The organism is Aliidongia sp. (assembly GCF_035943795.1).
Lineage (GTDB): Bacteria > Pseudomonadota > Alphaproteobacteria > ATCC43930 > CGMCC-115725 > Aliidongia.
The window spans coordinates 49333-71799 of sequence record NZ_DASZBY010000114.1 but is presented as its reverse complement, the minus strand read 5'-3'; the positions used below and the strand labels follow the sequence as shown (position 1 = coordinate 71799).

Below are 22467 nucleotides of genomic sequence, written 5' to 3'. Positions count from 1 at the left end.
CTTGCCGATGCGCTGCCAAGTAGCTTGGATGGTCCGCTCGCCGGCCTTGCGCAGCAAGGTCTTGAGCTTGGCAAAGACCTGCTCGATCGGGTTGAGGTCGGGGCTGTAGGGCGGCAGGAACAGGAGCTTAGCGCCGGCTTGTTTGAGCGCTCGGCGAACGGGTCGGCCTTTGTGGCTGCCGAGATTATCGAGGATCACGATGTCGCCGGGCTTGAGGGTTGGGATCAACACCTGCTCGACATAGGCGGTGAAGCTGCGGGCGTTGATCGGCCCGTCGAAGACGCAGGGCGCTTCGATCCGATCGGCCCGTAGGGCGGCGACGAAGGTCAGCGTTCGCCAATGCCCATGCGGCACCTTGGCGACCAGCCGCTGGCCGCGTTTGCTGCGGCCGTGCGTCCGCGTCATGTTGGTCTTGGCCCAGGTCTCATCAATGAAGACCAGGCGCTGGGGGTCAAGCCGCCCCTGGTACTTCTTCCACCGTACCCGGCGCCGTGCCACGTCCGGCCGATCTTGCTCGCTGGCGTGCAGGCTTTTTTTTGAAGCTGATCCCTTCGACGGCGAACAGCTTCCAGATGGCATTGTGGCTGACCTTGATGCCGCGCTCGGCCAATTCGGCCTGCAGCCCCCGCAACGTCACGTCCGGCGACGCCTCGAGCCGGGCAAGCAGCCAGTCCCGCTCGGCCAGAAGCACCAGGGGGCGGTGTCCGCCCATCGGCTTTGCCCGCACGCTCCCGGTCTGACGCCAACGCTGAGACCACTTCACCACGCTTGCAACGCTCACACCGAACAGCAATGCCGTCTTCCGGCATGTCCGGCCACCCGCCACCGACGCTACGACGCGCTCGCGAAGATCACTCGAATAGGGACAAGCCATGACTGCTGGCCTCCGTCTCCAGCAGTCATGTTGAATCAGATTTTCGAGCCGGGGGGAATCCCGATTCAGCTAAGAACGAACGCGCTCTAAGCCGCACCGTCCCATTCCGGCAGCCGCCCTTCCTGCACCGCGTGGCAGGCGACCAGGTTGCCGCCGCTGGTCACCAGGGATGGCCGTTCCGCCTTGCAACGCTCGTTGGCGAACGGGCAGCGCGGATGGAAGGCGCAGCCGCTCGGCGGGTCGATCGGGTTCGGCACTTCACCACGCACCGGCAGCCGCTCGCGCCCCGTCATGCCCAGGTCCGGCACGGTGTCGAGCAACAGCCGGGTATAGGGATGCTGCGGCCGACCGAACAGGTCGGCCTTCGCCGCGATCTCGACCAGCCGGCCCAGGTACATCACGCCGACCTTGTCGGACACGTGATAGATCACCGCGAGATTGTGCGAAATGAACAGGTAGGTCAGGCCCAGGCGGCGCTGCAGGTCCTTCATCAGGTTGAGGATCTGGGCCTGGACCGAGACGTCGAGCGCCGAGGTCGGCTCGTCCAGCACCAGGAATTCCGGCTCGGATGCCAGCGCGCGCGCAATCGAGATGCGTTGGCGCTGGCCGCCGGAGAAGGCGTGCGGAAACTTGTCGCCGTCAGCCGGGGTCAGGCTGACCTGACGCAGCAGCTCGTCGACCCGGGCGCGGATCGCCGCCTCGCCCTGGATCAGCCTGTGGGTCCGGATCGGTTCGGCGACGATGTCCTTGACCCGCCAGCGCGGGTTGAGGCTGGCGAAGGGATCCTGGAACACCATCTGGACCCGGCGCCGCACCGGCGCCTGGGCGGCCCGGGTCTTCAGCGAGGCGATGTCGGTGCCGTCGATCTCGATGGCGCCGGACGAGGGTTCGTAGAGCCCGACGACCAGGCGGGCGACCGTCGATTTGCCGCAGCCGCTCTCGCCGACCAGCGCGAAGGTCTCGCCGCGCGCGATGTCGAAACTGACCCCATCGACCGCCTTCAGGGTGCGATGGCCGGTACCGCTCAGCACGCGGGCGAGCCAGGGCGCCGAGACGTCGAACTGGCGCCGGACGTCGTTGAGGCGCAGAACCGTATCAGCCATGGACGACCTCCCGGTCATGCAGCCAGCAGGCGGCGAGGGTATCGTCAGCCGGCAGCAGGTCCGGTCGTTCGACGCGGCATCGGTCCATGACCTGCGGACAGCGCGGATTGAAGGCGCAGCCCTGCGGGATAGCGCCCAGGCGCGGCATCGCGCCGTCGATCTGCGGCAGCCGCTCGCGCACCTCGCCGATCGACGGGATCGAGCCCATGAGGCCGACGGTATAAGGGTGCTGCGGATGCTTCACCACTTGGCGCACCGGCCCGATCTCGGCCACGCGACCGGCATACATGACGGCGACCCGGTCGGCGGTCTCTGCGATCACGCCCATGTCGTGGGTCACCAGCATGACCGCAGTGCCGTGGTCCCGGCACAATCGTTTCAAGAGCGAAATGATCTGCGCCTGAGTCGAGACGTCCAGTGCCGTGGTCGGCTCGTCGGCCACGATCAGGCGCGGGTTGGCCGCCAGCGCCAGGGCGATCACGACCCGCTGCCGCATGCCACCGGAAAATTGATGGGGATAGGCGTCGAACCGTTCGGACGCGCCCGGAATGCCGACTTCCTGCAGCAACTCGATCGCCCGGGCGCGGGCCGCCTTGTCGCTGAGCGCCAGATGCGTGCGGATGGTTTCGACCAGTTGCCGCCCGATGGTGTAGAGCGGGTTGAGGCTGGTCAGCGGATCCTGGAAGATTGCGCCGATCTGCTTGCCGCGCACCCGGCGCAGCGCCTCCGGCGCCAGGTTGTCGATGCGGTCACCGTCCAGCAGGATCTCGCCACCGGTCAGGCGCAACGGCGGTTCGAGCAGGCCGATGATCGCGGCCGCCGTGATCGATTTGCCTGCGCCGGATTCGCCGACCACACCCAGCACTTCGCCCTCGCCGATCGAAAAGCTGACATCGTCGACCGCGACGAGCGTGCCGCGCCGGGTCGGCAATTCGATCCGGATGTGGCGCAGTTCGAGCAGCGCGCTCATTGGAGCTTCGGATTGAGCGCGTCGCGCACCCAATCTCCCAGCAGGTTGACCGAAAGGACCAGGGCCGCCAGCGTGGCAGCAGGAAACACGGTGATCCACCATTCGCCGGAGAAGAGATAGCCGTTGCCGACCTGGATGAGCGTGCCCAGCGACGGTTCGGTCGGTGGCACGCCGACGCCGAGGAACGACAAGGTCGCCTCGGTGATGATGGCGAAGGCGAAATAGATCGTCGCCACGACCAGCACCGGTGTCAGCACGTTCGGCAGCACGTGGGTCACGACGATGCGGATCGGATGCACGCCGATGACGCGGGCCGCCTGAACATATTCCTTGTTGCGCTCGACCATGGTCGAGCCGCGCACCAGCCGCGCGAACTGCACCCAGCCGGACAGGCCGATCGAGCCGACCAGCACGAACATCGCGATCCGATCCTGTTCGTCATGAGGCAGGGTGCTGCGCACGATGCCGTCGATCAACAGGGCGACCAGGATCGAAGGGAAGGACAGCTGCACGTCGGCGATGCGCATGATGAACGCGTCGGTAACACCACCGCGCCAGCCCGCGATCAGGCCGACCGACACGCCAAGCGCCAGCGCGAACAAGGTCGAGAACAGGCCCACGCCCAACGAAATGCGCGAGCCGAACAGGATGGCCGACAATATGTCGCGGCCCTGTTCGTCGGTCCCGAGCGGAAAGTCTGGCGATCCGCCGTCGACCCATTGAGGCGGATCGCCCGCATCGAGCAGGCTGATGGTCGAGAGGTCGAACGGGTTGTGCGGTGCGATCCACGGGGCGAACAGCGCGCCCAGCACCATCAGCAGGGTGACGAAGGCCGAGACCATCGCCACCGGCGAATTGCGGAAACTGTAGGCGAGATCGCCATCCCACAGGCGCCGGGCGAAGCCGGCCCTCGCTTCAGCGGCCATGGCCGCCTCCGCGCTGGATCCGCAGGCGCGGATCGACAAGGTAATACAAGAGATCGACCACCAGACTGATCAGAACGAAGAACAGGGCCACCAGCACCAGGTAGGCCGACATGACCGGGATGTCGGCATAGCTCACCGCCTGGATGAACATCAGGCCCATGCCCGGCCACTGGAACACCGTCTCGGTGATGACGGCGAAGGCGATGATCGAGCCGACCTGGACACCGGTGATGGTGATGACCGGCACCAGCGTGTTCTTGAGCGCGTGGCCGAAGTTGATCGCCCGGTTGGTCAGGCCGCGGGCGCGCGCGAACTTGATGTAGTCGGTGCGCAGCACCTCCAGCATCTCGGCCCGCACCAGCCGGATGATCAAGGTCATCGGATAGAGCGCGAGCGTGAAGGCCGGCATGATCAGCGACCGCCAGCCGTCGATGCTGAACAGCCCGCTCGACCACCAGCCGAACTGCACGGTGGGCCCGCGCCCGTAGGACGGCAACCAGCCGAGCCAGACCGAAAACACCAGGATCAGTAGGATGCCGATCAGGAAGGTCGGCAGCGACACGCCGACCAGCGAGCCGGCGAGCAGCAGCCGGGACGCGACCGACCGCGGCCGCAGCCCCGTGAAGACGCCCAGCGTCACACCGACCACGAGGGCGAACACGCCCGCGGCGAACGACAGTTCGAGCGTCGCCGGCATCTTCTCCAGGATGATCTGGTTGACCGGCCGGGCCAGCTGGTAGCTGAGCCCGAATTCGCCATGCACGGTCCGGCCGACGAAGCGGCCGAACTGCACGACGACCGAATCGTTCAGGCCCAGGCTCTGGCGCAACGCTTCGCGCTCGGCCTGGGTCGCATCCTGCCCGACCATGCCGTTGATCGGATCGCCGACGAAGCGGAACAGCGTGAAGGCGATCAGCGCCACCGCCAGCATGACCGCCAGCGACTGCAGCAGCCGGCGCAGCAGGAAAACGATCATGGGCACGTCATCGCGGCAGGGGGAGGGAGGATCGACTGCACGGCGTCGGCTACTTCACGGTAACGAAACGCAGCGGGAAGAAATTATCCGCCATCTGCGCCACGTCGACGTTGCTGCGCGCGGCCCAGACCACGACCTGCTGGTGCAGCGGAATATAGAGATATTCGTCCTTGATGATGCCGAGCGCCCGGGAGATCAGCGCCTGGCGCTTCTTCTGGTCGGTCTCGACCTGGATCGCGTCGATGTCGCGGTCGATCTCGGCATTCGAGATGCCGCCGTCGTTGTTGTCGCCGATGCCGGCACCGGGCTTCGGTGTGCCGACCAGCGAGGCCAGCATGTTGTGGGCATCGTAGGTCGAGGGCGTCCAACCCAGCATGTAGAAGCTCGACGCATAGTTGGGCGAGCCGATCTTGCCGAAGAACTTGAGGCGGGTCTGGGCCAGCAGGTTCACCTTGACGCCGACCTTGGCCAGCATCGCCGCGACCGCCTGGCAGATCGCCTCGTCGTTGACATAGCGGTCGTTCGAGCAATCCATGCCCAGTTCGAAGCCGTTCGGATAGCCGGCATCGGCCAAGAGCTTCTTCGATTTGGCCGGATCGTAGGCCGGCCGTTCGTTCAGCGACTCGTCGAAGCCATTGATGCCCGGCGCGACCATCAGGGCCGTCGGCTGGGCTTGGCCGCGCATCACCTTGTCCACGATCGCCTTCTCGTCGATCGCGCGATAGAACGCCTCGCGCACCCGCTCGTCCTTGAACGGGTTCTTGTCCTTGACGCTGCTCTCGGCCAGCTCGTCGTGCGCCTGGTCCATGCCGAGGAAGATCGTCCGCAGCTCCGGCGACTTGATGATCTTGGTGCCTTGGGTGCTGGAGATGCGCTCGACGTCCTGCGGCGGCACGGTATAGACGAAATCGATTTCGCCCGAGAGCAAGGCCGCCACGCGGGTCGATGGGTTGGCGATACGGGTGAACACGGCCTCGGTCACGTTGCCGACCGGCTTGTCCCACCAGGTCGGGTTCGAGACCAGCACGGTGCGCACGTCCGGCACGCGTTCCTTCAGCATGTATGGCCCGGTGCCCATGGCATTGCGGGTCGCGAAATTCTCTTGCGTCACCTTGCCGAGGTCGGCCGGGATGCTGGCGTTGTTCTTCTCGCACCATGCCTTCGACATGATGCCCCAGTTGGTCAGCTCCTCTGGCAGGATCGGATCCGGACCCTTGGTGTGGAAATCCACCGTGAAATCATCGACCTTGACCAGGTCCTGAACCGTGGCGACGTTGCTGTTCAGAGCCGAGGTCGGCTGCCGGATGCGCTGGAACGAGAACAACACGTCGTCGGCGGTGAACGGCGTACCGTCCTGGAACTTGACGCCCTGGCGCAGCTTGAACCGCCAGACGTCCGGCGCCGTCTGCGTCCATTCGGTGGCGAGCGACGCTTCGAGCTTCAGGTCCTTGGAGCGCCGGACCAACGGCTCGTAAATGTTCTGCATGAAAAACAGCAGGAAGGTTTCCTGACGCGCATAGGGATCCATCGAATTGACGTCGCCGTCGTTCGACCAGCGCAACGTCGCCGCCGCGGCCGGCGCGGAGCCGATGCCTGGCACGACAGTGAGCGTGGCCGCCAGCCCGACCGCACACAGGGCTGCGGAAAATCGACCAAGGATCATTCGCATCGTTACACTTTCCCAATCGGGCACCGCCGTCCCGAAGGACGGCGGTCCACGACGTCTGCGGACGGAAGATCGGCTATTTCACCGTGACGAAGCGCAGGTAGAAATAATTATCGGCCATCTGCGCCACATTCACGTTGCTGCGGGCAGCCCAGACCACGACCTGCTGATGCAGCGGGATGTAGAGATACTGGTTCTTGATCACGCCCAGCGCATCGGAGATCAGCGTCTGGCGCTTCTTCGCGTCGGTCTCGACCTGGATTGCCTTGATGTCGGCATCGACCTGGGCGTTCGAGATGCCGCCGTCGTTGTTGTCGCCGAGGCCGGCGGCCGGCGTGCGGGTCGCGACCAGCGAAGCCAGCATGTTGTGGGCGTCGTAGGTCGAGGGCGTCCAGCCCAGCATGTAGAAGCTGGAGCCGTAGTTGGGCGCACCGATCTTGCCGAAGAACTTGAGGCGGGTCTGCGCCAGCAGGTTCACCTTGACGCCGACCTTGGCCAGCATGGAGACGACCGCCTGGCAGATCGCCTCGTCATTGACGTAGCGGTCGTTCGGGCAATCCATGCCGGTCTCGAAGCCGTTCGGGTAGCCGGCGTCGGCCAGCAGCTTCTTCGACTTGGCCGGATCATAGGCCGGCCGTTCGTTCAAGGCCTTGTCGAAGCCGTTGACGCCGGGCGCGATCATCAGCGCGGTTTCGGCAGCCTGGCCGCGCATGACCTTGGTAACGATCGCCTTTTCGTCGATCGCGCGATAGAACGCCTCGCGCACCCGCTCGTCCTTGAACGGGTTCTTGCCCTTGATGTTGCTGTCGATCAATTCGTCATGGAGCTGGTCCATGCCGAAGAAGATCGTCCGCAGTTCCGGCGACTTGATGATCTTGGTGCCCTGGGTGGTCGAGATCCGGTCGACGTCCTGCGGCGGCACGGTGTAGACGAAGTCGATCTCGCCCGAGAGCAGGGCAGCAACACGGGTCGACGGGTTGGCAATACGGGTGAACACGGCCTCGGTCACGTTGCCGACCGGTTTGTCCCACCAGGTCGGGTTCGCGACCAGCACGGTGCGCACGTCCGGCACGCGTTCCTTCAGCATGTACGGCCCGGTGCCCATGGCGTTGCGGGTCGCGAAGCTTTCTTCGGTCACCTTGCCGAGATCGGCGGGCACGGCCGCGTTGTTCTTCTCGCACCATGCCTTAGACATGATGGCCCAGTTGGTGATTTCCTCGGGCAGGATCGGGTCGGGACCGTTGGTGACGAATTCGACGGTGAAGTCGTCGATCTTCTTCAGATCCTTAACGGTCACGAAATTGCTGTTCATGTTCGAGCTGGGCTGCCGGACCCGCTGATAGGAAAAGATCACGTCGTCGGCAGTGAAGGGCGTGCCGTCCTGAAACTTCACGCCCTGGCGCAGCTTGAAGCGCCAGGTATCGGGGGCCGTCTGCGCCCATTCGGTCGCGAGTGCGGCCTCGACCTTCAGGTCCTTCGAGCGGCGGACCAGCGGCTCGTAGATGTTCAGCAGGAAAGTCAGCAGAAACGTTTCGTTGCGCGCATAGGGATCCATCGAATTGACGTCGCCGTCGTTCGACCAGCGCAGAGTCGCCGCCGAGGCCGGGACGGCCAACGGCAAGGCTAGCCCGGCGACGACGAAAAGCGCCGCCAGGCGACTGAAAATCCTTCGCATTTTTTTCCCCTCGATCGTCCAAGCCCCAACGCGCCGATCGTGATCGACCCGTATCCTGCACGGTCCCGCGCTTCATGCGACGCAGTGACCTTCATGACCGCAAGATTGCGCTATGCCGAGGGGCGCAAGTCAATTGTTTTGAAGCGGTTCGCCCCCGATCTTTTATGTCGCAGCCGGTTCCCTTCCCTTTGATCAACCTGTAGGCGTTTCATGAGAAGAACTCGCCTGTGGCCAGGTCGCGATCCGAGCGGACCTGCCGGAAACCAGGAAGGTCGACCGCGAGAGACGAATCCGGGAACGCGCGCAGTGGCAGGGCTTGCGGCTCGAGCCGCCGCGCTTAAATCTGGTCATGCGCCCATCGCATGGGGTGTTGCGCCCGGTGCGACAAGCCGTCCCGCCGCTTGCGTTTCGGGGCGGCGCATGATGAGTCCGAGGAACCGGCCGCCGTGGCGCAGAGATCTGGATCACAGGCGCCGGACATGATCTTTTGGTTTGATGGTCGTGCCTGTCGAGGTGGACGGGTATCCGAAGCCATCCCCTAGGACGTTGCCGATGGATTACGAACTGTTTTTCGCCGACCGGATCGACGCGCTCAAGCAGGAAGGGCGCTACCGGGAATTCGCCGAGCTGGAGCGCAAGGTCGGGGCCTTCCCGCGCGCCTGGCACCATGGCACCGGCGGCGAGGTCACGGTCTGGTGTTCCAACGACTACCTGGGCATGGGCCAGCATCCCAAGGTGCTGGCGGCGATGCACGACGCGCTCGACCGCGTCGGTGCCGGTGCCGGCGGCACGCGCAACATCTCCGGCAACAGCCACGAGCATGTGAAGCTGGAGCGTGAGCTGGCCGACCTGCACGGCAAGGAAGCGGCGCTGATCTTCGCGACCGGCTATGTCGCGAACGAGGCGGCGCTGTCGACCATCGCCAAGCACCTGCCCGGCTGCATCGTCTATTCGGATGCGCTCAACCACGCCTCGATGATCGAGGGCATCAAGCATTCCGGCGCCGAAAAGCGCATCTTCCGGCACAACGACCCTGCCGACCTCGATCGGCTGCTGGCGGAAGCGCCGGCAGACCGCGCCAAGCTGGTGGCGTTCGAGAGCGTCTACTCGATGGACGGCGACATCGGCCGGATCGCCGAACTGTGCGACGTCGCCGACAAATATGGCGCCATGACCTATCTGGATGAGGTCCACGCGGTCGGCATGTATGGCGCGCGCGGTGCCGGCATCGCCGAACGGGACGGCGTCATGGACCGGCTGACCGTGATCCAGGGTACGCTGGGCAAGGCGTTCGGCTGTCACGGCGGCTATATCGCCGGCTCCGCCGCCATGGTCGATTTCGTCCGGTCCTATGCCGCCGGCTTCATCTTCACCACTTCGATGACGCCGGTCACCGCCGCCGGTGCCCGCACCTCGATCCAGCACCTGAAGACGAGCCAGGTCGAGCGCGACGGCCAGCAGGCGAACGTCGCCGAGGTCAAGCGCCGCCTGGCTGCCGCCGGCATCCCGGTGATGCCGAGCGAGACCCACATCGTGCCGATCCTGGTCGGCGACGCCCGGCTGGTGAAGCGCGCCTCGGACGACCTGCTGAACCGCCACGGCATCTACATCCAGCCGATCAACTATCCGACCGTGCCGCGCGGCGCCGAGCGCCTGCGCATCACGCCGACCCCGCTCCATACCGACCAGGACATCGACCACCTGGTCGACTCCTTGAGCGAGGTGTGGAGCCGCCTCATGCTGCGCCGCGCCGTCGCCGCCTGATGTATCGCGACAACTCGCTCGTCCCGATCGAGACCGTGCGGATCGCGGCCCTGGGCGCGCTCGCGACGAAGCCGCGCACCTATGGCGAGATCGCGGCCGACGTGCGCCTGTTCACCAGCCGTATCGTCGGCCCGTCGCTCGACCTGATGGGCATCTCGATCGAACTGCTGCGCGCCGAAGGCGTGGTCGAGACCCTGCCGGAGGACGGGGATCAGAAGGACCCGCGCCTGACCCTGACCCCGTCCGGTCACGAGATGCTGCTGCGCCTGCTGCAGGCACCGATCCGCACGCCCAATACCGAATTGAGCCGCCTGGTCGTGGCGCTGAAGATGCGCTTCCTGCATCTGCTGACGCCGCCGGAGCGGCAGGAACAGGTCGCCCTGCTGCGCACGCTCACCACGGCAGAACGCCTGCGCTTCGTCGAACTGGAGGAACAGAGCGACGGCGCCAACCTGTTCAAGGACTGGTTGTCCCTGCAAATACAGCTGCTCGACATCCGCCTCGCCTGGATCGACGGCTTCAGCAAGCGCTGCTGCTGATAGCGCCCTCTACCGCTGGAGTTCAGCGTGCACGCGCGCGATAAACAATTCGACGAGCGCAAGCGGGATGTTCTCTCGATAGGCATCGAGAGTGATTTCGCCGGTAGCATCAGATCGAAATGCGAAGAGCACCGTCTCTGGACTGCCGGTAGATGCGTCATTCAATTCGATATACACGCCCTCGTTGGGCACATCACTGCCATAGACGCACTGGTAAGAAACGCCGGCAAATCGATGGACTTCATACCCAGACCTCTCTCGTCGTCATCCCCGGGCTTGACCCGGGGATCCACGTATCTCAGCCGATCAGGTCGTAGAGATCTGCCCATTCGGGGTTTTCCGTGAGGATCAATGCAACCTTCCAGGCACGCCGCCAATGCTTGAGGTTCTTCTCGCGCTGGATCGCCACGACGATCTCATCGTGCTTCTCAACATAGACCAATCGCTTCAAGCCATAGCGCTTGGTAAAGCCATCGGCCAAACCTTCGCGATGTTCCCAGGCTCGGCGGGCAAGATCGCGGGTCACGCCGACATAGAGAATGCCGTTCGGCTTGTTCGTCATGATGTAGATCCAACCACCCGGCATCCCGCGATTATGGACGGCTGGAGGCGCGCGGCAATTGCCACGTGGATCCCCGGGTCAAGCCCGGAGATGACGAAAATAGGAAGAGCGGGAGAGTAGTTCGAGGGTCGGGTCCGGCGATCACGGGTTCGCGATAGAAGCCTTAAAACAGATGCTGCCCGCCGGTCACGAAGATCTCCGTGCCGGTGATGTAGGTCGATTCCGGCGCGCACAGATAGAAGATCGTCGATGCGACGTCATCGGGCTGGCCCAAGCGATTGAGCGGGATGCGCGGGATCAGCACGTCGGTGTTGGGTGACAGCATCGCCGTCTCGATCTCGCCGGGCGCTACCGCGTTGACACGCACGCCCAGCTGGGCGAATTCGACCGCCATTTCCCGGGTCAGTGCCGACAGGGCCGCCTTCGAGGTCGAATAGGCCGAACCGGCGAACGGGTGGACCGCGTGGCCGGCGATCGAGGTGATGTTGACGATCGCCCCCTTGGCCTTGGCCAGGTTCGGCGCCAGCGCGCGGCCGAGCGCCAATGGCGTGAAGAAGTTCAGCTGGAACACCTGGTGCCAATCGGCAAGGTCGCCGTTAAGGCAGCCGAGCCGCTCCTGGAACGGGGTCTTGGGCGAGATGCCGGCATTGTTGACCAGCGCGTGCAACGCGCCGCCGCCCAGCTCGTCGCGCACGTCGGCGATGAACTGGTCGAGGGTGCTGGCATCGGCCAAGTCGGCCGTGATGTGCTGCGTCCAGTTGGGATCGCGCCGGCATTCCGGCGGCACGACGTCGCGCGACACGGTGATGACGCGCCAGCCGGCGTCGCTGAAGCGCTTCACCGTGGCGTGGCCGATGCCGCGGCTGGCGCCGGTCAGGAGGAGGACGGGATTTTCGCTCATGCCGCTGAATGTAGGCGCGGCATCGCCGCAGCACCAGCCTCGGGTTAGTTCGGCAGGGTCGCGAGATCGGCGCGGGCCAGGTCGGCCAGCGTCTTGCCGGACGCCTTGGGATCGGAGACCTGGACCGGCACCACGTCCGGCGCGCGGTCGACCACCTGCTGGTAATAGCGCCGCGCCTCGTCGAACCGGCCGAGGCGCTGGGCGACCACGCCCAGGTTCAGGAGCACGTAGGGATCGTCGGGAAAAGCCTGCTTCGCCTGCAGCAGATATTGCTCGGCCGTCAGCCAGTCGCCGGTGCCGATCGCCTCGAAACCCCGGCGATAGGCGAGCTGTGCCGCCGCTTCGTTCGTAGCCCTGTCCGGCCCACCGCACGCGCCGAGCGTCAGGACCAGGCCCAGGAGTGCCGCAGCCCGGCCGGCGGTCACGGATACAGCCTTTCGATCGCCCAGCCTGCCCCCTCGGGCGTGAACACCAGCCGGTCATGCAGGCGGAACGGCCGATCCTGCCAGAACTCGATCCTGGTCGGAGTCAGGCGGAAGCCGCCCCAGAACGGTGGACGCGGCACCGTCTCGCCCGGGTATTTCGCGTCGAACTCGCGGATGCGCGCCTCGAAGGTGGCCCGGGTGTCGAGCGGTCGCGATTGCTGGGACGCCCAGGCGCCGATCCGGCTGTCACGCGGCCGGCCGGCGAAATAGGCATCCGCCTCCGCCTCGGTCGCCGGCACGATCGGTCCCTCGATCCGGACCTGCCGCTTCAGCGACTTCCAGTGGAAACACAGAGCGGCCCGCGGATTGGCCTGCAGCTCGCCGCCCTTGCGCGACTCGACGTTGGTGTAGAATACGAAACCCTGCCGATCGAGCCCCTTCAACAGCACGATGCGGACGGAGGGATGGCCGTCCGGAGTCGTGGTCGCGAGCGCCATGGCGTTCGGATCGGCCGGCTCGCTCGCCTTCGCCTCGGCAAACCAGATGTCGAACAAATCGTAGGGATCCGAGGCCTCGTTCATCTTTTTCTCCAACGGCGGCGGAACGCGCCGCGCGATCCAAGCCTTTGCCCACGGCAGCTTTACGGAATGCTAACCGGCTGGCAGGATAGTCCCAACCATGGATCCCTACGCTACCCTCCAGGTCGGGCGCGACGCCAGCCCCGACGAGATCAAGCGGTCCTACCGCAAGCTTGCCAAAGAACTGCACCCGGACCTGCACCCGAACAATCCGGTGAGCGCCCGGCGGTTCAACGACATCACCGCCGCCTACGACGTCCTGTCGGACGATGCCAAGCGCCGCCAATACGACACCAAGGTCGCCGCCGCCGAGGCCGCGACGCGGACCGGGCGTGGTCGCAGCAATCCGCTCGACGATGATGGACTGGACAGCTTCTTCGGCCGCAGTTGGGGCTTTCGGCGCGAGGCGACGGGCAGCGGGCCGAAGCTGCGCGGCGCCGATATCTATCAATCGCTGACCGTGCCTTTCGTCGAGGCCGCGATCGGCGCCAAGAAGCGCCTGATCATCAAGGACCAGCGCGTGCTCGAGGTCGCCATCCCGGCCATGACCCAGGATGGCCAGACGCTGCGTCTCAAGGGCCAGGGCGGCGCCGGCACCAACGGTGGACCGGCCGGCGACGTGTTCGTCGAACTGACGGTCGAGCCGCATCCGCTGTTCACGCGGCGCGACCACGACATCCTGATGACCTTGCCCGTGACCCTGCCCGAGGCGGTACTGGGCGCGACGGTCACCGTGCCGACGGTGCAGGGGCTGGTCTCGCTCAAGGTTCCCAAGGGTTCCAACACCGACCAGGTGCTGCGCCTGCGCGGCAAGGGGCTTGGCGGCCAGGGCGACCAGCTCGTGACGCTGAAGCTCGTGCTGCCGACGGCCAAGGACGGCGAGCTGACCGACTTCCTGGAAGAATGGTCGAAGCGCCACAGCTACAGCGTCCGGCCGAAATACTGATCACCCCTCGCCGAGCAGATTTGCGATCGGCACGTCCAAGGCTGCCTGTTCCGCGGCGGTGACCGCCTGCCATTGACGGCCGAGGCGCGTGTTGCGCCGGCCGCGCCGATAGTCGGGTTCGGTCTCGACCGCGCGTTTCAGGTCGACGAGCCGGGCCGCCGTCAAGTCCCGGGCCAGGACCCAGCCGCCATCGACGCTGGCCGCGATGAAACCGGCCGCCAGCAGCCGGTCGAGGCAGTTCGACAGGACGCCGACCGGCGCCGCCAGTTGCGTCGCCAGCACGCGGAACGGCATGGAGCCGCCGCGTCGTCCCTGGTCCGCCAACTGCGCCAGCACCGCCAGCCCCAAATCGAGATCGACCCGCGCCTGGGCCAGCGCCTCCTCGGGGGCCGCCAGCCCCCAGAGCGGCACCGCCGCCGCGACTTCGGCGCCGAACAGCACGACGCCCCACGACAGGTACATCCACAAGAGGAAGATCGGGATCACGGCCAGCGCGCCATAGATCGCGGTATAGGCGTTGAAATGGCCGAGATAGAGCGTGAAGCCGGCCTTGCAGCCCTCGAACAGCAGGGCCGCGACCACGGCGCCGACCGCGCCGTCGCGCCAGCGCACCGGGCAATGGGGGATGAGGCAGAACAGCAGGGTGAAGCCGACCGTCTCCAGCAGGAACGGCGCATAGGCGGCGAGCACCTCGAGCGCGGCCTCGATCAGGTGCTGCGAGGCGCCGACCACGGCGATATCGCGGGTCAAGCCGTTGAGGCTGGTCGACAGCGACAGGCCGACGCCGAACAGCAGGGGGCCGAGCGTCAGCACCGTCCAATAGGTCAGCACTCGCACGAGCCAGCGCCGGGGTGCATGGACCCGCCAGATCGCATCCAGCCGATCCTCGATGGTGGCCAGCAGCATGATCGCGGTCACCGCCAGCACGAGCAGGCCGATCGCGGTCGTCTTGCCGGCGCTCTGCGCGAAGCTGCTGATATAGCCCTCGACCGTGGCGCCGACCGTGGGAACGAAATTGTCGAACATCAGCATCAGCGCGCGTTCGCGCAGCTTGTCGAAGATCGGGAAGGCCGACAGCACGGCCAGGCTGATCGCCAGCAGGGGCACGATCGAGACGAGAGTGGTGTAGCTCAAGGCGCCGGCGGCGGCGAAGCAGCCGTCCTCGATGAAACGCTTCACCACATGATGCATGAAGCGGACGAGGCGCTGACCGACCCCTTCGGCCTTTGCCGGCCGGATCTGGCCGGGAGTTGCCGGCGCACGCTCGCGCTCGCTCAGGTTCTGATCGATCATCCCTTGCGCCAATCCTGCCGCCCGGGGAAAAGTCTGGGGTGGCTGTCCCCAACTCTACGGGGGCGATCCATCCTTTCCAAGCACGCGCCAGCGGGGATTCCCGCCGCCGGGCGGTTTCGTGTAGCATCCCGCCCAGTTTTGACCGTCATGCATTCAGGAGCAGCCTTCTTATGGCGAACGTTGGGACCCTCATGGCCGGCAAGCGAGGCCTGATCATGGGCGTGGCGAATCACATGTCGCTCGCCTGGCACATCGCTCAAGCCATCCATGCGCAAGGCGGGGAGCTCGCCTTCACCTACCAGGGCGAGGCGCTGGAAAAGCGCGTGCGCCCGCTGGCCGCCGGCATCGGTTCGGATTTCCTGGTCGAATGCGACGTGACCGACGAAGCCTCGATGGATCGGACCTTCACGGCCCTTGCCGAGTGCTGGGGCGCCATCGATTTCGTCGTCCATGCCGTGGGCTTTTCCGACAAGGAGGAGCTGAAGGGCCGCTATGCCGATACGACCCGCGGCAATTTCCTGCGTACCATGGACATTTCGTGCTTCTCGTTCACCGACGTATGCAAGCGCGCCAGCGCCATCATGCCGAACGGCGGCAGCCTGATCACGCTGACCTATCTGGGCGCCGAACGGGTCATGCCCAACTACAATGTCATGGGCGTGGCCAAGGCGGCACTCGAAGCGAGCGTGCGCTACCTGGCGGTCGACCTGGGCGGCCAGGGCATTCGGGTCAACGGCATTTCCTACGGCCCGGTGAAGACGCTGGCCGCCTCGGGCATCAGCGATTTCCGCTATATCCTGAAGTGGAACCAGTATAATTCGCCCCTGAAGCGCAACGTCTCGAGCGATGACGTCGGCGGCAGTGGGCTGTATTTCGTCAGCGACCTGTCGAGCGGCGTGTCGGGCGAGATCCATCACGTCGATTGCGGCTACCACGTCGTCGGCATGAAGGCGGTCGACGCCCCGGACATCGCCGTCGTCTGAGGCCGGTCGAACAGAGGTTAGGGAAACATGGCCGGCAATAGCTTCGGCGCGCTGTTCCGCTTCACCACCTGGGGCGAGAGCCACGGGCCCGCGATCGGCTGCGTCGTCGACGGCGTGCCGCCACGCTTGGCCCTCAGCGAGGCCGACATCCAGCACTGGCTCGACCGGCGCAAGCCCGGCCAGTCGCGCTTCACCACCCAGCGGCAGGAGCCGGACCAGGTCCGCATCCTGTCCGGCGTGTTCGAGGGCCTGACCACCGGCACGCCCGTGGCGCTGGAAATCCAGAACGAGGATCAGCGGTCCAAGGACTATGGCGAGATCAAGGACAAGTTCCGTCCCGGCCATGCCGACTATACCTATTGGTCGAAATACGGCATCCGCGACTATCGCGGCGGCGGCCGGTCGTCGGCGCGGGAGACCGCGTCCCGGGTCGCGGCCGGCGGTGTCGCCCGGGCCGTGCTGGGTTCCGGCATCCAGGTCCGCGGCGCGCTGGTCCAGGTCGGTCCGCACAAGATCGACCGCAGCCGGTGGGATTGGGCCGAGATCGAGCGCAACCCGTTCTGGTGCCCCGACCCGGTGGCGGCGGCCGAATGGGAGATCTATCTGGACGGCGTGCGCAAGGCCGGTTCGTCGATCGGCGCGGTGATCGAGATCGTGGCCTCGGGCGTGCCGGTCGGGCTCGGCAACCCGATCTATCGCAAGCTCGACGCCGACCTCTCGGCCGCCATGATGTCGATCAATGCGGTGAAGGCGGTCGAAATCGGCGACGGGTTCGCCGCGGCCGCCCTATCGGGCGAGGAGAATGCGGACGAGATGCGCATGGGCAACGACGGTGTGCGTTTCCTGTCGAACCATGCCGGCGGCATCCTGGGCGGCATCTCGACCGGTCAGGACGTGGTCGTGCGCTTTGCGGTCAAGCCGACCAGTTCGATCCTGCAGCCGCGCCGAACCGTGACGATTGCGGGCGAGGAGACGGAGATCGTGACCAAGGGCCGCCACGACCCCTGCGTCGGCATCCGTGCCGTGCCGGTCGGTGAGGCGATGGCGGCGCTGGTGCTGGCCGACCATCTGCTGCAGCATCGGGCGCAATGCGGCTAGCGGCGCTTCGATCGTCGGATCGTCAGGTGACTTGGTGCCCGACGTTCCCGCACCACTGAACCTGCTGGGACGGCGGATCGTTGAAGCCGGCCTGCAGGGTGCGGGCGTTGCGCCGACGAAGGATCGAGCCGTCCTGGTCGATCGGGGCCAGCCGGGCGACGGGCCGGCCGGCCTTGACCATGATGATCTCTTCGCCCGACGCGGCATGGTCGATCAGATCGGCCAGATGCAGCGTGGCGTCTGCCAGCCCGACGATGACGGTCATGACGCAAATCCCCCGATATGTAGTGAGTCGCATGGTAAACGCCGGATGCGACGTTCCGATCCTCTTGCGGCGCCCTATCGTGCGAATCGGACCGATGCCGCCCCGGCCGGCGTTCGTGCTAGGCTCGCCGCCCCTTCAATGGCGACCTCGAGGAGCATGATGCCGCAACCCGACCATATCTCGGCCCTGGGCACCAGCGATCCCGCCGGCCTGGACGAGGATCTGCGCGCGATCTACGCGAAATGCGTCGAGAAGCTCGGCTTCGTGCCGAATGTCTTTCATGCCTACAGCCTGCGCCCGGCCAAGCTGCGCAATTTCATCACCATGTACAACGAGCTGATGCTGGCGCCGTCGGGCCTGAGCAAGCTCGAGCGCGAGATGGTCGCCGTCACGGTCTCGTCGGCCAACCGCTGCTATTATTGCCTGGTCGCCCATGGCCAGGCGGTGCGCCGGCTGTCGGGCGACCCTCAGCTGGGCGAGATGATCGCGCTCAACTACCGGGTCGCCAAGCTCGACGGCCGCCAGCGCGCCATGCTCGATTTCGCTTGGAAATTGACCATGACACCCAATCTCGTCGACGACGGCGACCGCGATGCGTTGCGCCGCGAGGGTTTCGGCGAAGAGGACATCTTCGATCTGGCCGAGACGGCCGCCTTCTTCAACCTGTCCAACCGCATGGCGTCCGCGACCGACATGATGCCCAACCCCGAGTATCACCGGCTCGATCGCTGAGCCCGTTCCGCTCAGCCGGCCTTCCGATCAGGATCTCTCATCCATGCGTTTCTTCCTGTGGTTCTTCGCCGTGATCGGCCTACTCGCCGTCGCGATCGTCTCGCTGGGCTTCTATGCGGCATTCCATTACGCCGGCAAGAAGCCGCAGATCGCCGACACGACGATCCTGCGCTTCGATTTCCAGCGACCGCAGACCGAGAAAGCTTCCATCGGCCTTGCCGATCAGTTCCTGGGCGACCATGCGATCAGCTTCGCCGACACGGTCGACGCGATCCGACGGGCAGCAGACGACAACCGGGTGCGCGGACTGGTCGCGCGGACGGGCGAGGTGCCGCTGGGGCTGGCCCAGGTGCAGGAACTGCGCGACGCCATCGCCGCATTCCGCGCCAAGGGCAAGTTCGCCTATGCCTTCGCCGAAAGTTTCGGTGACCTGAGCGGCGGTACGCGCGCTTATTATCTATCGACCGCGTTCGACGAGATCTGGCTACAGCCGGTCGGCGCCATAGGATTGACCGGCGTCGCGGCCGAACTGCCGTTCTTCAAGGGCACGCTCGACAAGCTGGGCGTGACCGCGTCGTTCGACCGGCGCGCCGAATATAAGTCGGCCATGACCCAGCTGACCGAGACCAAACTGCCCGATACGGATCGCGAGGCCTTCACCGGGCTGATCAAATCCGTGTTCGACCAGACCGCCGACGGCATCGCGCAGGATCGCAAGTTGAAGCCCGACGAGGTTCGCACCCTGATCGACAATGGCCCCTACCTGACCGATGACGCGCTGGCGAAACATCTGGTCGACCATATCGGCTATGCCGACGAGGCGCTGGATGCCGCGATGAAGAAGTCGGGCGCCGGCACCCGGGTCATGACCGGCCCGCAATATCTGGCCGCCGCCAAGGTCGGCGCGCCGACCGGCCAGGTCATCGCCGTGCTGCGCGCGGTCGGCGAGATCCATAGCGGCCGCAGCGCCAGCGGCCCGACCGGCGATGCCGACGGCGTGGCCTCCGACGATCTGGTGCGGGCGATCAACCAGGCGAGCCGGGATTCCTCGGTCAAGGCCATCGTGCTTCGCATCGACAGCCCCGGTGGCTCGGCGCTCGCGTCGGAGACGATCTGGCGCGCTTTGAAAAAGGCCCATGACGGCGGCAAGCCGCTGATGGTCAGCATGGGCGATACCGCCGCGTCCGGCGGCTATTTCATCGCCGCTCCGGCAGACAAGATCGTGGCGGAGCCCGGCACCTTGACCGGTTCGATCGGCGTGTTCGGCGGCAAGATCGTCACCAGCGGGCTGTGGGACAAGATCGGCGTGAGCTGGGACGAAGTGCAGCAAGGTCAGAACGCCGGGATCGAAAGCACGCTTCACGACTACACGCAGGCGCAGCACGAAAGGTTCGAGCGCTCGCTGGACCAGGTCTATCACGCGTTCATCGCCCATGTCGCCGACGGCCGGAAGCTGGACCCTGCCAAGGTCGAGGCCATCGCCAAGGGCAGGGTGTGGACCGGCGCCCAGGCCAAGGAGAATGGCTTGGTCGACGAATTGGGCGGCCTCGACGTCGCGGTCAGGCTGGCCAAGGATGCGGCCGGCATCGGTCCCGGCCAGCCGATCGTGCTGCGGCCCTACCCCCAGCCGCGCTCGCCGCTGCAGCGGCTCATGACCGGCCTGTCGGGCGATGACGAGGATGGCGGCGGCGGTAGCCAGATCGGCACGACGCTCGGCCGGCTCGCGGCGCTCGGCCCCCTGCTCGAACGGCTCGACCTGCTGACCCATGCCGCCGGCGAAACCAACGGCACGCGGGCCACCATGCAGCCGGTCGAATTGAGCCACTGAGCCCGCCGCCGCGGGATGACGGTAAATGGCCTATTCGCCCAGCAGGAACGCGCGGGTTTCGGCGTGAAGCGCGGTGCGGCCCGTCTCCAGGTGCATGAGATGGGTCGCCCGGCCGATCTTGACGTCCCGCTTCACAGGTGACGCGACGAGCCGGTCGAACAGCCAGCGCGCATCCGCGTCGGTGCTCGAGCTGTCCCATTCGCCGCGGATGATCGCGACCGGCAGTGCCAGGGCGGCCGGGTCGTAGGCGAGCCGCCCGGACCAGGCGTCGATCACGTCGGCGCTGGGCCCGCCTGGCACATGCACCGCCGCCGGCCGCCGGTCGGCACTGCCGGGGTCGCTGGCCAGATAGCGCGGCCCCCAGTCGGCGAAATGGTGACCCGACAGCACGGCGGGTTCGCCGGCCGGCACGTCCTTGGTGAAGCGGGTCCATTGATCATCGAGCGTGACCGGAAACCAGGCGGGCTCCGGCGCGTCCGACGCTTCGCCCTCGCGCCGGACGATCGGCCCGAACAGCACCAGTCGATCGACCAGTTCGGGGCATTCCTGCGCGCAGCGTCCGGCCGCGATCGTGCCCCAGGAATGGGCGACGATCGACAGCCGGGCGATGGCATGATGCGCCGCGACGAACCGCGCGGCGGCCTCGATCTGGCGTGCGGCGGGACCGGCACGGCCGAGCGGCGCATGGGCCTCGGCCGGAGCGGCCATCTCCGGATAGCGGTCGGAATGGCCAAACCCCAGGAAATCGAACCCCCAGACGTCGAACCCGGCGTCCGCGAGGTCGTCACGCCACGATCGCCCGTCGAAGCGGTGGGCGATCGACAGCGCCGAGGGAAAGCTCGCGCCATGGACATAGAGCACCGCCCGGCCGTTCGGGCGACCGGTCGGTGGCAGGTGGCGCAGGAACAACGACAGGCCGGATACCGGCGAGGCGATCCGGTGGTGGCGCTCGCGCGGGTCGAGCAAGGGAAAGGGCAGGGTCATCGACGGCTCCGGCAGGTGCTTGGCCGCTCAGAATGATGCCCCCCACTCCCCTCGTCCCGGTCGAACGCTTCGTCTAAGATCGAAGCATCTTCCCGTTCGAGGCCGTTTCCCGATGATCCCGTTCGAACCGATCCTGGCCCGCGCGATCGAGCGGCGCGGCGAAAGTGCCCTGCGCGACGCCCTGCCGATGGTCAGGACGTCCGCGGAACTCGCCGCCCTGCCCGACGGCCGGTACCTGTCGCTGCTGTGCCTCAGGATCTTCCGGGCCGGCATCAAGCATTCGGTCGTCGATCAGAAATGGCCGGCATTCGAGGCGGTGTTTCACGGTTTCGTGCCGGACGCCGTGGCCGCCATGACCGAAGAGGATCTGGAGCCGCTGATGGGCGATACGCGGCTGATCCGCCATTGGGGCAAGCTCAAATCCGTACCGCCCAATGCTTCGGCCCTGCGCATGATTTCGGCGGAGGCCGGCGGCTTCGGCCGCTGGCTGGCCTCCTGGCCGGCCGGCCGGACCCTGGAACTGTGGGAGGCGCTCGCCCAGCGCTTCAGCCAATTCGGCGGCGATTCGGCGCCGCGCTTCCTGCGCATGGTCGGCCGCGACACGTTCATCTTCAGCCCGTCGGTCGAGGCCGCCCTGCAGACCTGGGGCGTGACCGAGGGTGGCAAGGGCAAGGCGGTGCGCGCCCGCGCCGCGGCGCAGTTCGACGACTGGGCCATCGAGACCGGCCGCCCGTTCGCCCACCTGTCGATGATCCTCGCCTATTCGGTGCCTGAGTAGCCCACCACCCCAGGATGAACCTGTTCATCCTGGGGTGAGCAATGTCACAGGTATGGCCGATCCTTCCTGCCATCATCGCGATCGATGCGCGGGCATCGGGCAGGAAGGGGTGATCCGGATGGTGAACACGACAGTCGATCTGTTCCGCAGCGTCCGCCAGGAGGATTTCTCGGGCGGCGTGATCGTCGACAATCATGCCGTCACCGGGGTGCTCTACCCGTCGCTCGAGGCAAAGACCTTCGAGAGCAAGGTCAGGGGAGCGACCGTGACGAAGACCCGTCCGGCCGACGTCTTGCCCTACATGCACGACGGAAAGCCGGTCGTCGATCCGGGCGGCGGCACCTCGCTGTTCGACAAGAACGGCGTGTTCGGCCACAAGTACTGGTTCTATTTCACGATTCCAAAGGGCACGATCGTTCCGGATTCGCTGACGGTGCGCCACACCGGCCATAACAGCACCTATGGCGCCGAGCACTACCAGATCGAGGCGGCGGGCGCGAAACTGTCGGTCGAGGCCTACAAGGGCGCGCTCGACAATTTCGCCCGCAATGCCGTGGTAAAGCTGTGTGAGGCCGCTCGTTGAGCGACATGTCCCGGGGAG

At 66.1% G+C, this 22467-nt stretch carries 24 protein-coding genes; 9 read left to right on the top strand and 15 right to left on the bottom strand.

Translation table 11 applies throughout. The features are described 5' to 3' along the window. The 8 genes from VGV37_RS30365 to VGV37_RS22430 form a co-directional block, all read right to left on the bottom strand. The coding region (locus tag VGV37_RS30365; RefSeq protein ID WP_414638069.1) for an IS630 family transposase at positions 1 to 498 on the bottom strand (498 nt) is incomplete at its 3' end. Continuing rightward, positions 452 to 874, bottom strand: a complete 423-nt coding sequence (locus VGV37_RS30360; protein ID WP_414638068.1) for a helix-turn-helix domain-containing protein — start codon at positions 872 to 874, stop codon at positions 452 to 454. The genes VGV37_RS30365 and VGV37_RS30360, both read right to left, overlap by 47 nt. An 86-nt stretch (positions 875 to 960) precedes the next feature. Beyond that, positions 961 to 1977: an oligopeptide/dipeptide ABC transporter ATP-binding protein gene (locus VGV37_RS22455; RefSeq protein WP_326882002.1), complete on the bottom strand. Its 1017-nt coding sequence runs from the start codon at positions 1975 to 1977 to the stop codon at positions 961 to 963. Continuing rightward, a complete protein-coding gene (locus tag VGV37_RS22450; RefSeq protein ID WP_326882001.1) occupies positions 1970 to 2947 on the bottom strand; it encodes an ABC transporter ATP-binding protein in 978 nt (325 codons plus the stop codon). The genes VGV37_RS22455 and VGV37_RS22450 overlap by 8 nt, the downstream gene beginning before the upstream one ends. After that, a complete protein-coding gene (locus VGV37_RS22445) occupies positions 2944 to 3873 on the bottom strand; it encodes an ABC transporter permease (RefSeq protein WP_326882000.1) in 930 nt (309 codons plus the stop codon). Before VGV37_RS22445 ends, VGV37_RS22450 begins: the two co-directional genes overlap by 4 nt. Beyond that, complete coding sequence (locus VGV37_RS22440) at positions 3863 to 4849, bottom strand: ABC transporter permease (RefSeq protein ID WP_326881999.1); 987 nt, start codon at positions 4847 to 4849, stop codon at positions 3863 to 3865. Before VGV37_RS22440 ends, VGV37_RS22445 begins: the two co-directional genes overlap by 11 nt. Positions 4850 to 4898: 49 nt before the next feature. Next, positions 4899 to 6518: an ABC transporter substrate-binding protein gene (locus tag VGV37_RS22435; protein WP_326881998.1), complete on the bottom strand. Its 1620-nt coding sequence runs from the start codon at positions 6516 to 6518 to the stop codon at positions 4899 to 4901. 73 nt (positions 6519 to 6591) lie between these two features. Next, a complete protein-coding gene (locus VGV37_RS22430; RefSeq protein WP_326881997.1) occupies positions 6592 to 8190 on the bottom strand; it encodes an ABC transporter substrate-binding protein in 1599 nt (532 codons plus the stop codon). A 552-nt stretch (positions 8191 to 8742) separates the two neighbouring features. On the opposite strand from VGV37_RS22430, the gene hemA reads away from it, so the two are divergent. Together hemA and VGV37_RS22420 are read left to right on the top strand one after the other, a co-directional pair. After that, positions 8743 to 9954, top strand: coding sequence for a 5-aminolevulinate synthase (gene hemA / locus VGV37_RS22425; RefSeq protein WP_326881996.1), 1212 nt, complete (start codon positions 8743 to 8745; stop codon positions 9952 to 9954). Further along, complete coding sequence (locus tag VGV37_RS22420) at positions 9954 to 10493, top strand: hypothetical protein (RefSeq protein WP_326881995.1); 540 nt, start codon at positions 9954 to 9956, stop codon at positions 10491 to 10493. Before hemA ends, VGV37_RS22420 begins: the two co-directional genes overlap by 1 nt. 298 nt (positions 10494 to 10791) lie before the next feature. Here VGV37_RS22420 and VGV37_RS22415 read toward each other — a convergent pair whose 3' ends face one another. From VGV37_RS22415 to pdxH, 4 genes are all read right to left on the bottom strand, one after another. After that, positions 10792 to 11079, bottom strand: coding sequence for a GIY-YIG nuclease family protein (locus VGV37_RS22415; protein WP_326881994.1), 288 nt, complete (start codon positions 11077 to 11079; stop codon positions 10792 to 10794). A 139-nt stretch (positions 11080 to 11218) separates the two neighbouring features. Further along, positions 11219 to 11956 carry an SDR family oxidoreductase gene (locus tag VGV37_RS22410; protein WP_326881993.1) on the bottom strand — a complete coding sequence of 246 codons (738 nt, stop codon included), beginning with the start codon at positions 11954 to 11956 and terminating at the stop codon, positions 11219 to 11221. A 44-nt stretch (positions 11957 to 12000) separates the two neighbouring features. Beyond that, the gene (locus VGV37_RS22405) at positions 12001 to 12381 is read right to left on the bottom strand and encodes a tetratricopeptide repeat protein (RefSeq protein ID WP_326881992.1); all 381 of its coding nucleotides are present in this window, start codon (positions 12379 to 12381) and stop codon (positions 12001 to 12003) included. Further along, positions 12378 to 12962 (bottom strand): pyridoxamine 5'-phosphate oxidase, encoded by a 585-nt coding sequence (gene pdxH / locus VGV37_RS22400; protein WP_326881991.1) that lies wholly within the window; start codon positions 12960 to 12962, stop codon positions 12378 to 12380. Before pdxH ends, VGV37_RS22405 begins: the two co-directional genes overlap by 4 nt. A gap of 97 nt (positions 12963 to 13059) precedes the next feature. Between pdxH and VGV37_RS22395 the strand changes: the two genes are divergently transcribed. Next, positions 13060 to 13905: a DnaJ C-terminal domain-containing protein gene (locus VGV37_RS22395; RefSeq protein WP_326881990.1), complete on the top strand. Its 846-nt coding sequence runs from the start codon at positions 13060 to 13062 to the stop codon at positions 13903 to 13905. Here VGV37_RS22395 and VGV37_RS22390 read toward each other — a convergent pair whose 3' ends face one another. Continuing rightward, positions 13906 to 15198, bottom strand: coding sequence for a YihY family inner membrane protein (locus tag VGV37_RS22390; RefSeq protein ID WP_326881989.1), 1293 nt, complete (start codon positions 15196 to 15198; stop codon positions 13906 to 13908). 170 nt (positions 15199 to 15368) lie between these two features. Between VGV37_RS22390 and fabI the strand changes: the two genes are divergently transcribed. Continuing rightward, complete coding sequence (gene fabI, locus VGV37_RS22385) at positions 15369 to 16181, top strand: enoyl-ACP reductase FabI (RefSeq protein WP_326881988.1); 813 nt, start codon at positions 15369 to 15371, stop codon at positions 16179 to 16181. A gap of 27 nt (positions 16182 to 16208) precedes the next feature. Continuing rightward, entirely contained in the window at positions 16209 to 17279 is a 1071-nt protein-coding gene (aroC, locus tag VGV37_RS22380) for a chorismate synthase (RefSeq protein WP_326881987.1), read from the top strand. Between the two features lie 22 nt (positions 17280 to 17301). Here the strand turns inward: aroC and VGV37_RS22375 are convergent, their stop codons facing one another. Then, a complete protein-coding gene (locus VGV37_RS22375; protein WP_326881986.1) occupies positions 17302 to 17544 on the bottom strand; it encodes a type II toxin-antitoxin system prevent-host-death family antitoxin in 243 nt (80 codons plus the stop codon). 159 nt (positions 17545 to 17703) lie between these two features. Here VGV37_RS22375 and VGV37_RS22370 point away from each other — a divergent pair, with 159 nt between their 5' ends. Both VGV37_RS22370 and sppA read left to right on the top strand, forming a co-directional pair. Then, the gene (locus VGV37_RS22370; protein WP_326881985.1) at positions 17704 to 18276 is read left to right on the top strand and encodes a peroxidase-related enzyme; all 573 of its coding nucleotides are present in this window, start codon (positions 17704 to 17706) and stop codon (positions 18274 to 18276) included. A 43-nt stretch (positions 18277 to 18319) separates the two neighbouring features. Continuing rightward, positions 18320 to 20104, top strand: a complete 1785-nt coding sequence (gene sppA / locus VGV37_RS22365; RefSeq protein ID WP_326881984.1) for a signal peptide peptidase SppA — start codon at positions 18320 to 18322, stop codon at positions 20102 to 20104. A gap of 30 nt (positions 20105 to 20134) precedes the next feature. Here sppA and VGV37_RS22360 read toward each other — a convergent pair whose 3' ends face one another. Further along, positions 20135 to 21088, bottom strand: a complete 954-nt coding sequence (locus VGV37_RS22360; protein ID WP_326881983.1) for an alpha/beta hydrolase — start codon at positions 21086 to 21088, stop codon at positions 20135 to 20137. A 112-nt stretch (positions 21089 to 21200) separates the two neighbouring features. Here VGV37_RS22360 and VGV37_RS22355 point away from each other — a divergent pair, with 112 nt between their 5' ends. Together VGV37_RS22355 and VGV37_RS22350 are read left to right on the top strand one after the other, a co-directional pair. Continuing rightward, complete coding sequence (locus tag VGV37_RS22355) at positions 21201 to 21866, top strand: DNA-3-methyladenine glycosylase I (protein WP_326881982.1); 666 nt, start codon at positions 21201 to 21203, stop codon at positions 21864 to 21866. A gap of 118 nt (positions 21867 to 21984) precedes the next feature. Further along, on the top strand, positions 21985 to 22449 hold the full coding sequence (locus tag VGV37_RS22350) for a hypothetical protein (protein WP_326881981.1): 465 nt from the start codon (positions 21985 to 21987) through the stop codon (positions 22447 to 22449). Positions 22450 to 22467 lie beyond the last annotated feature (18 nt).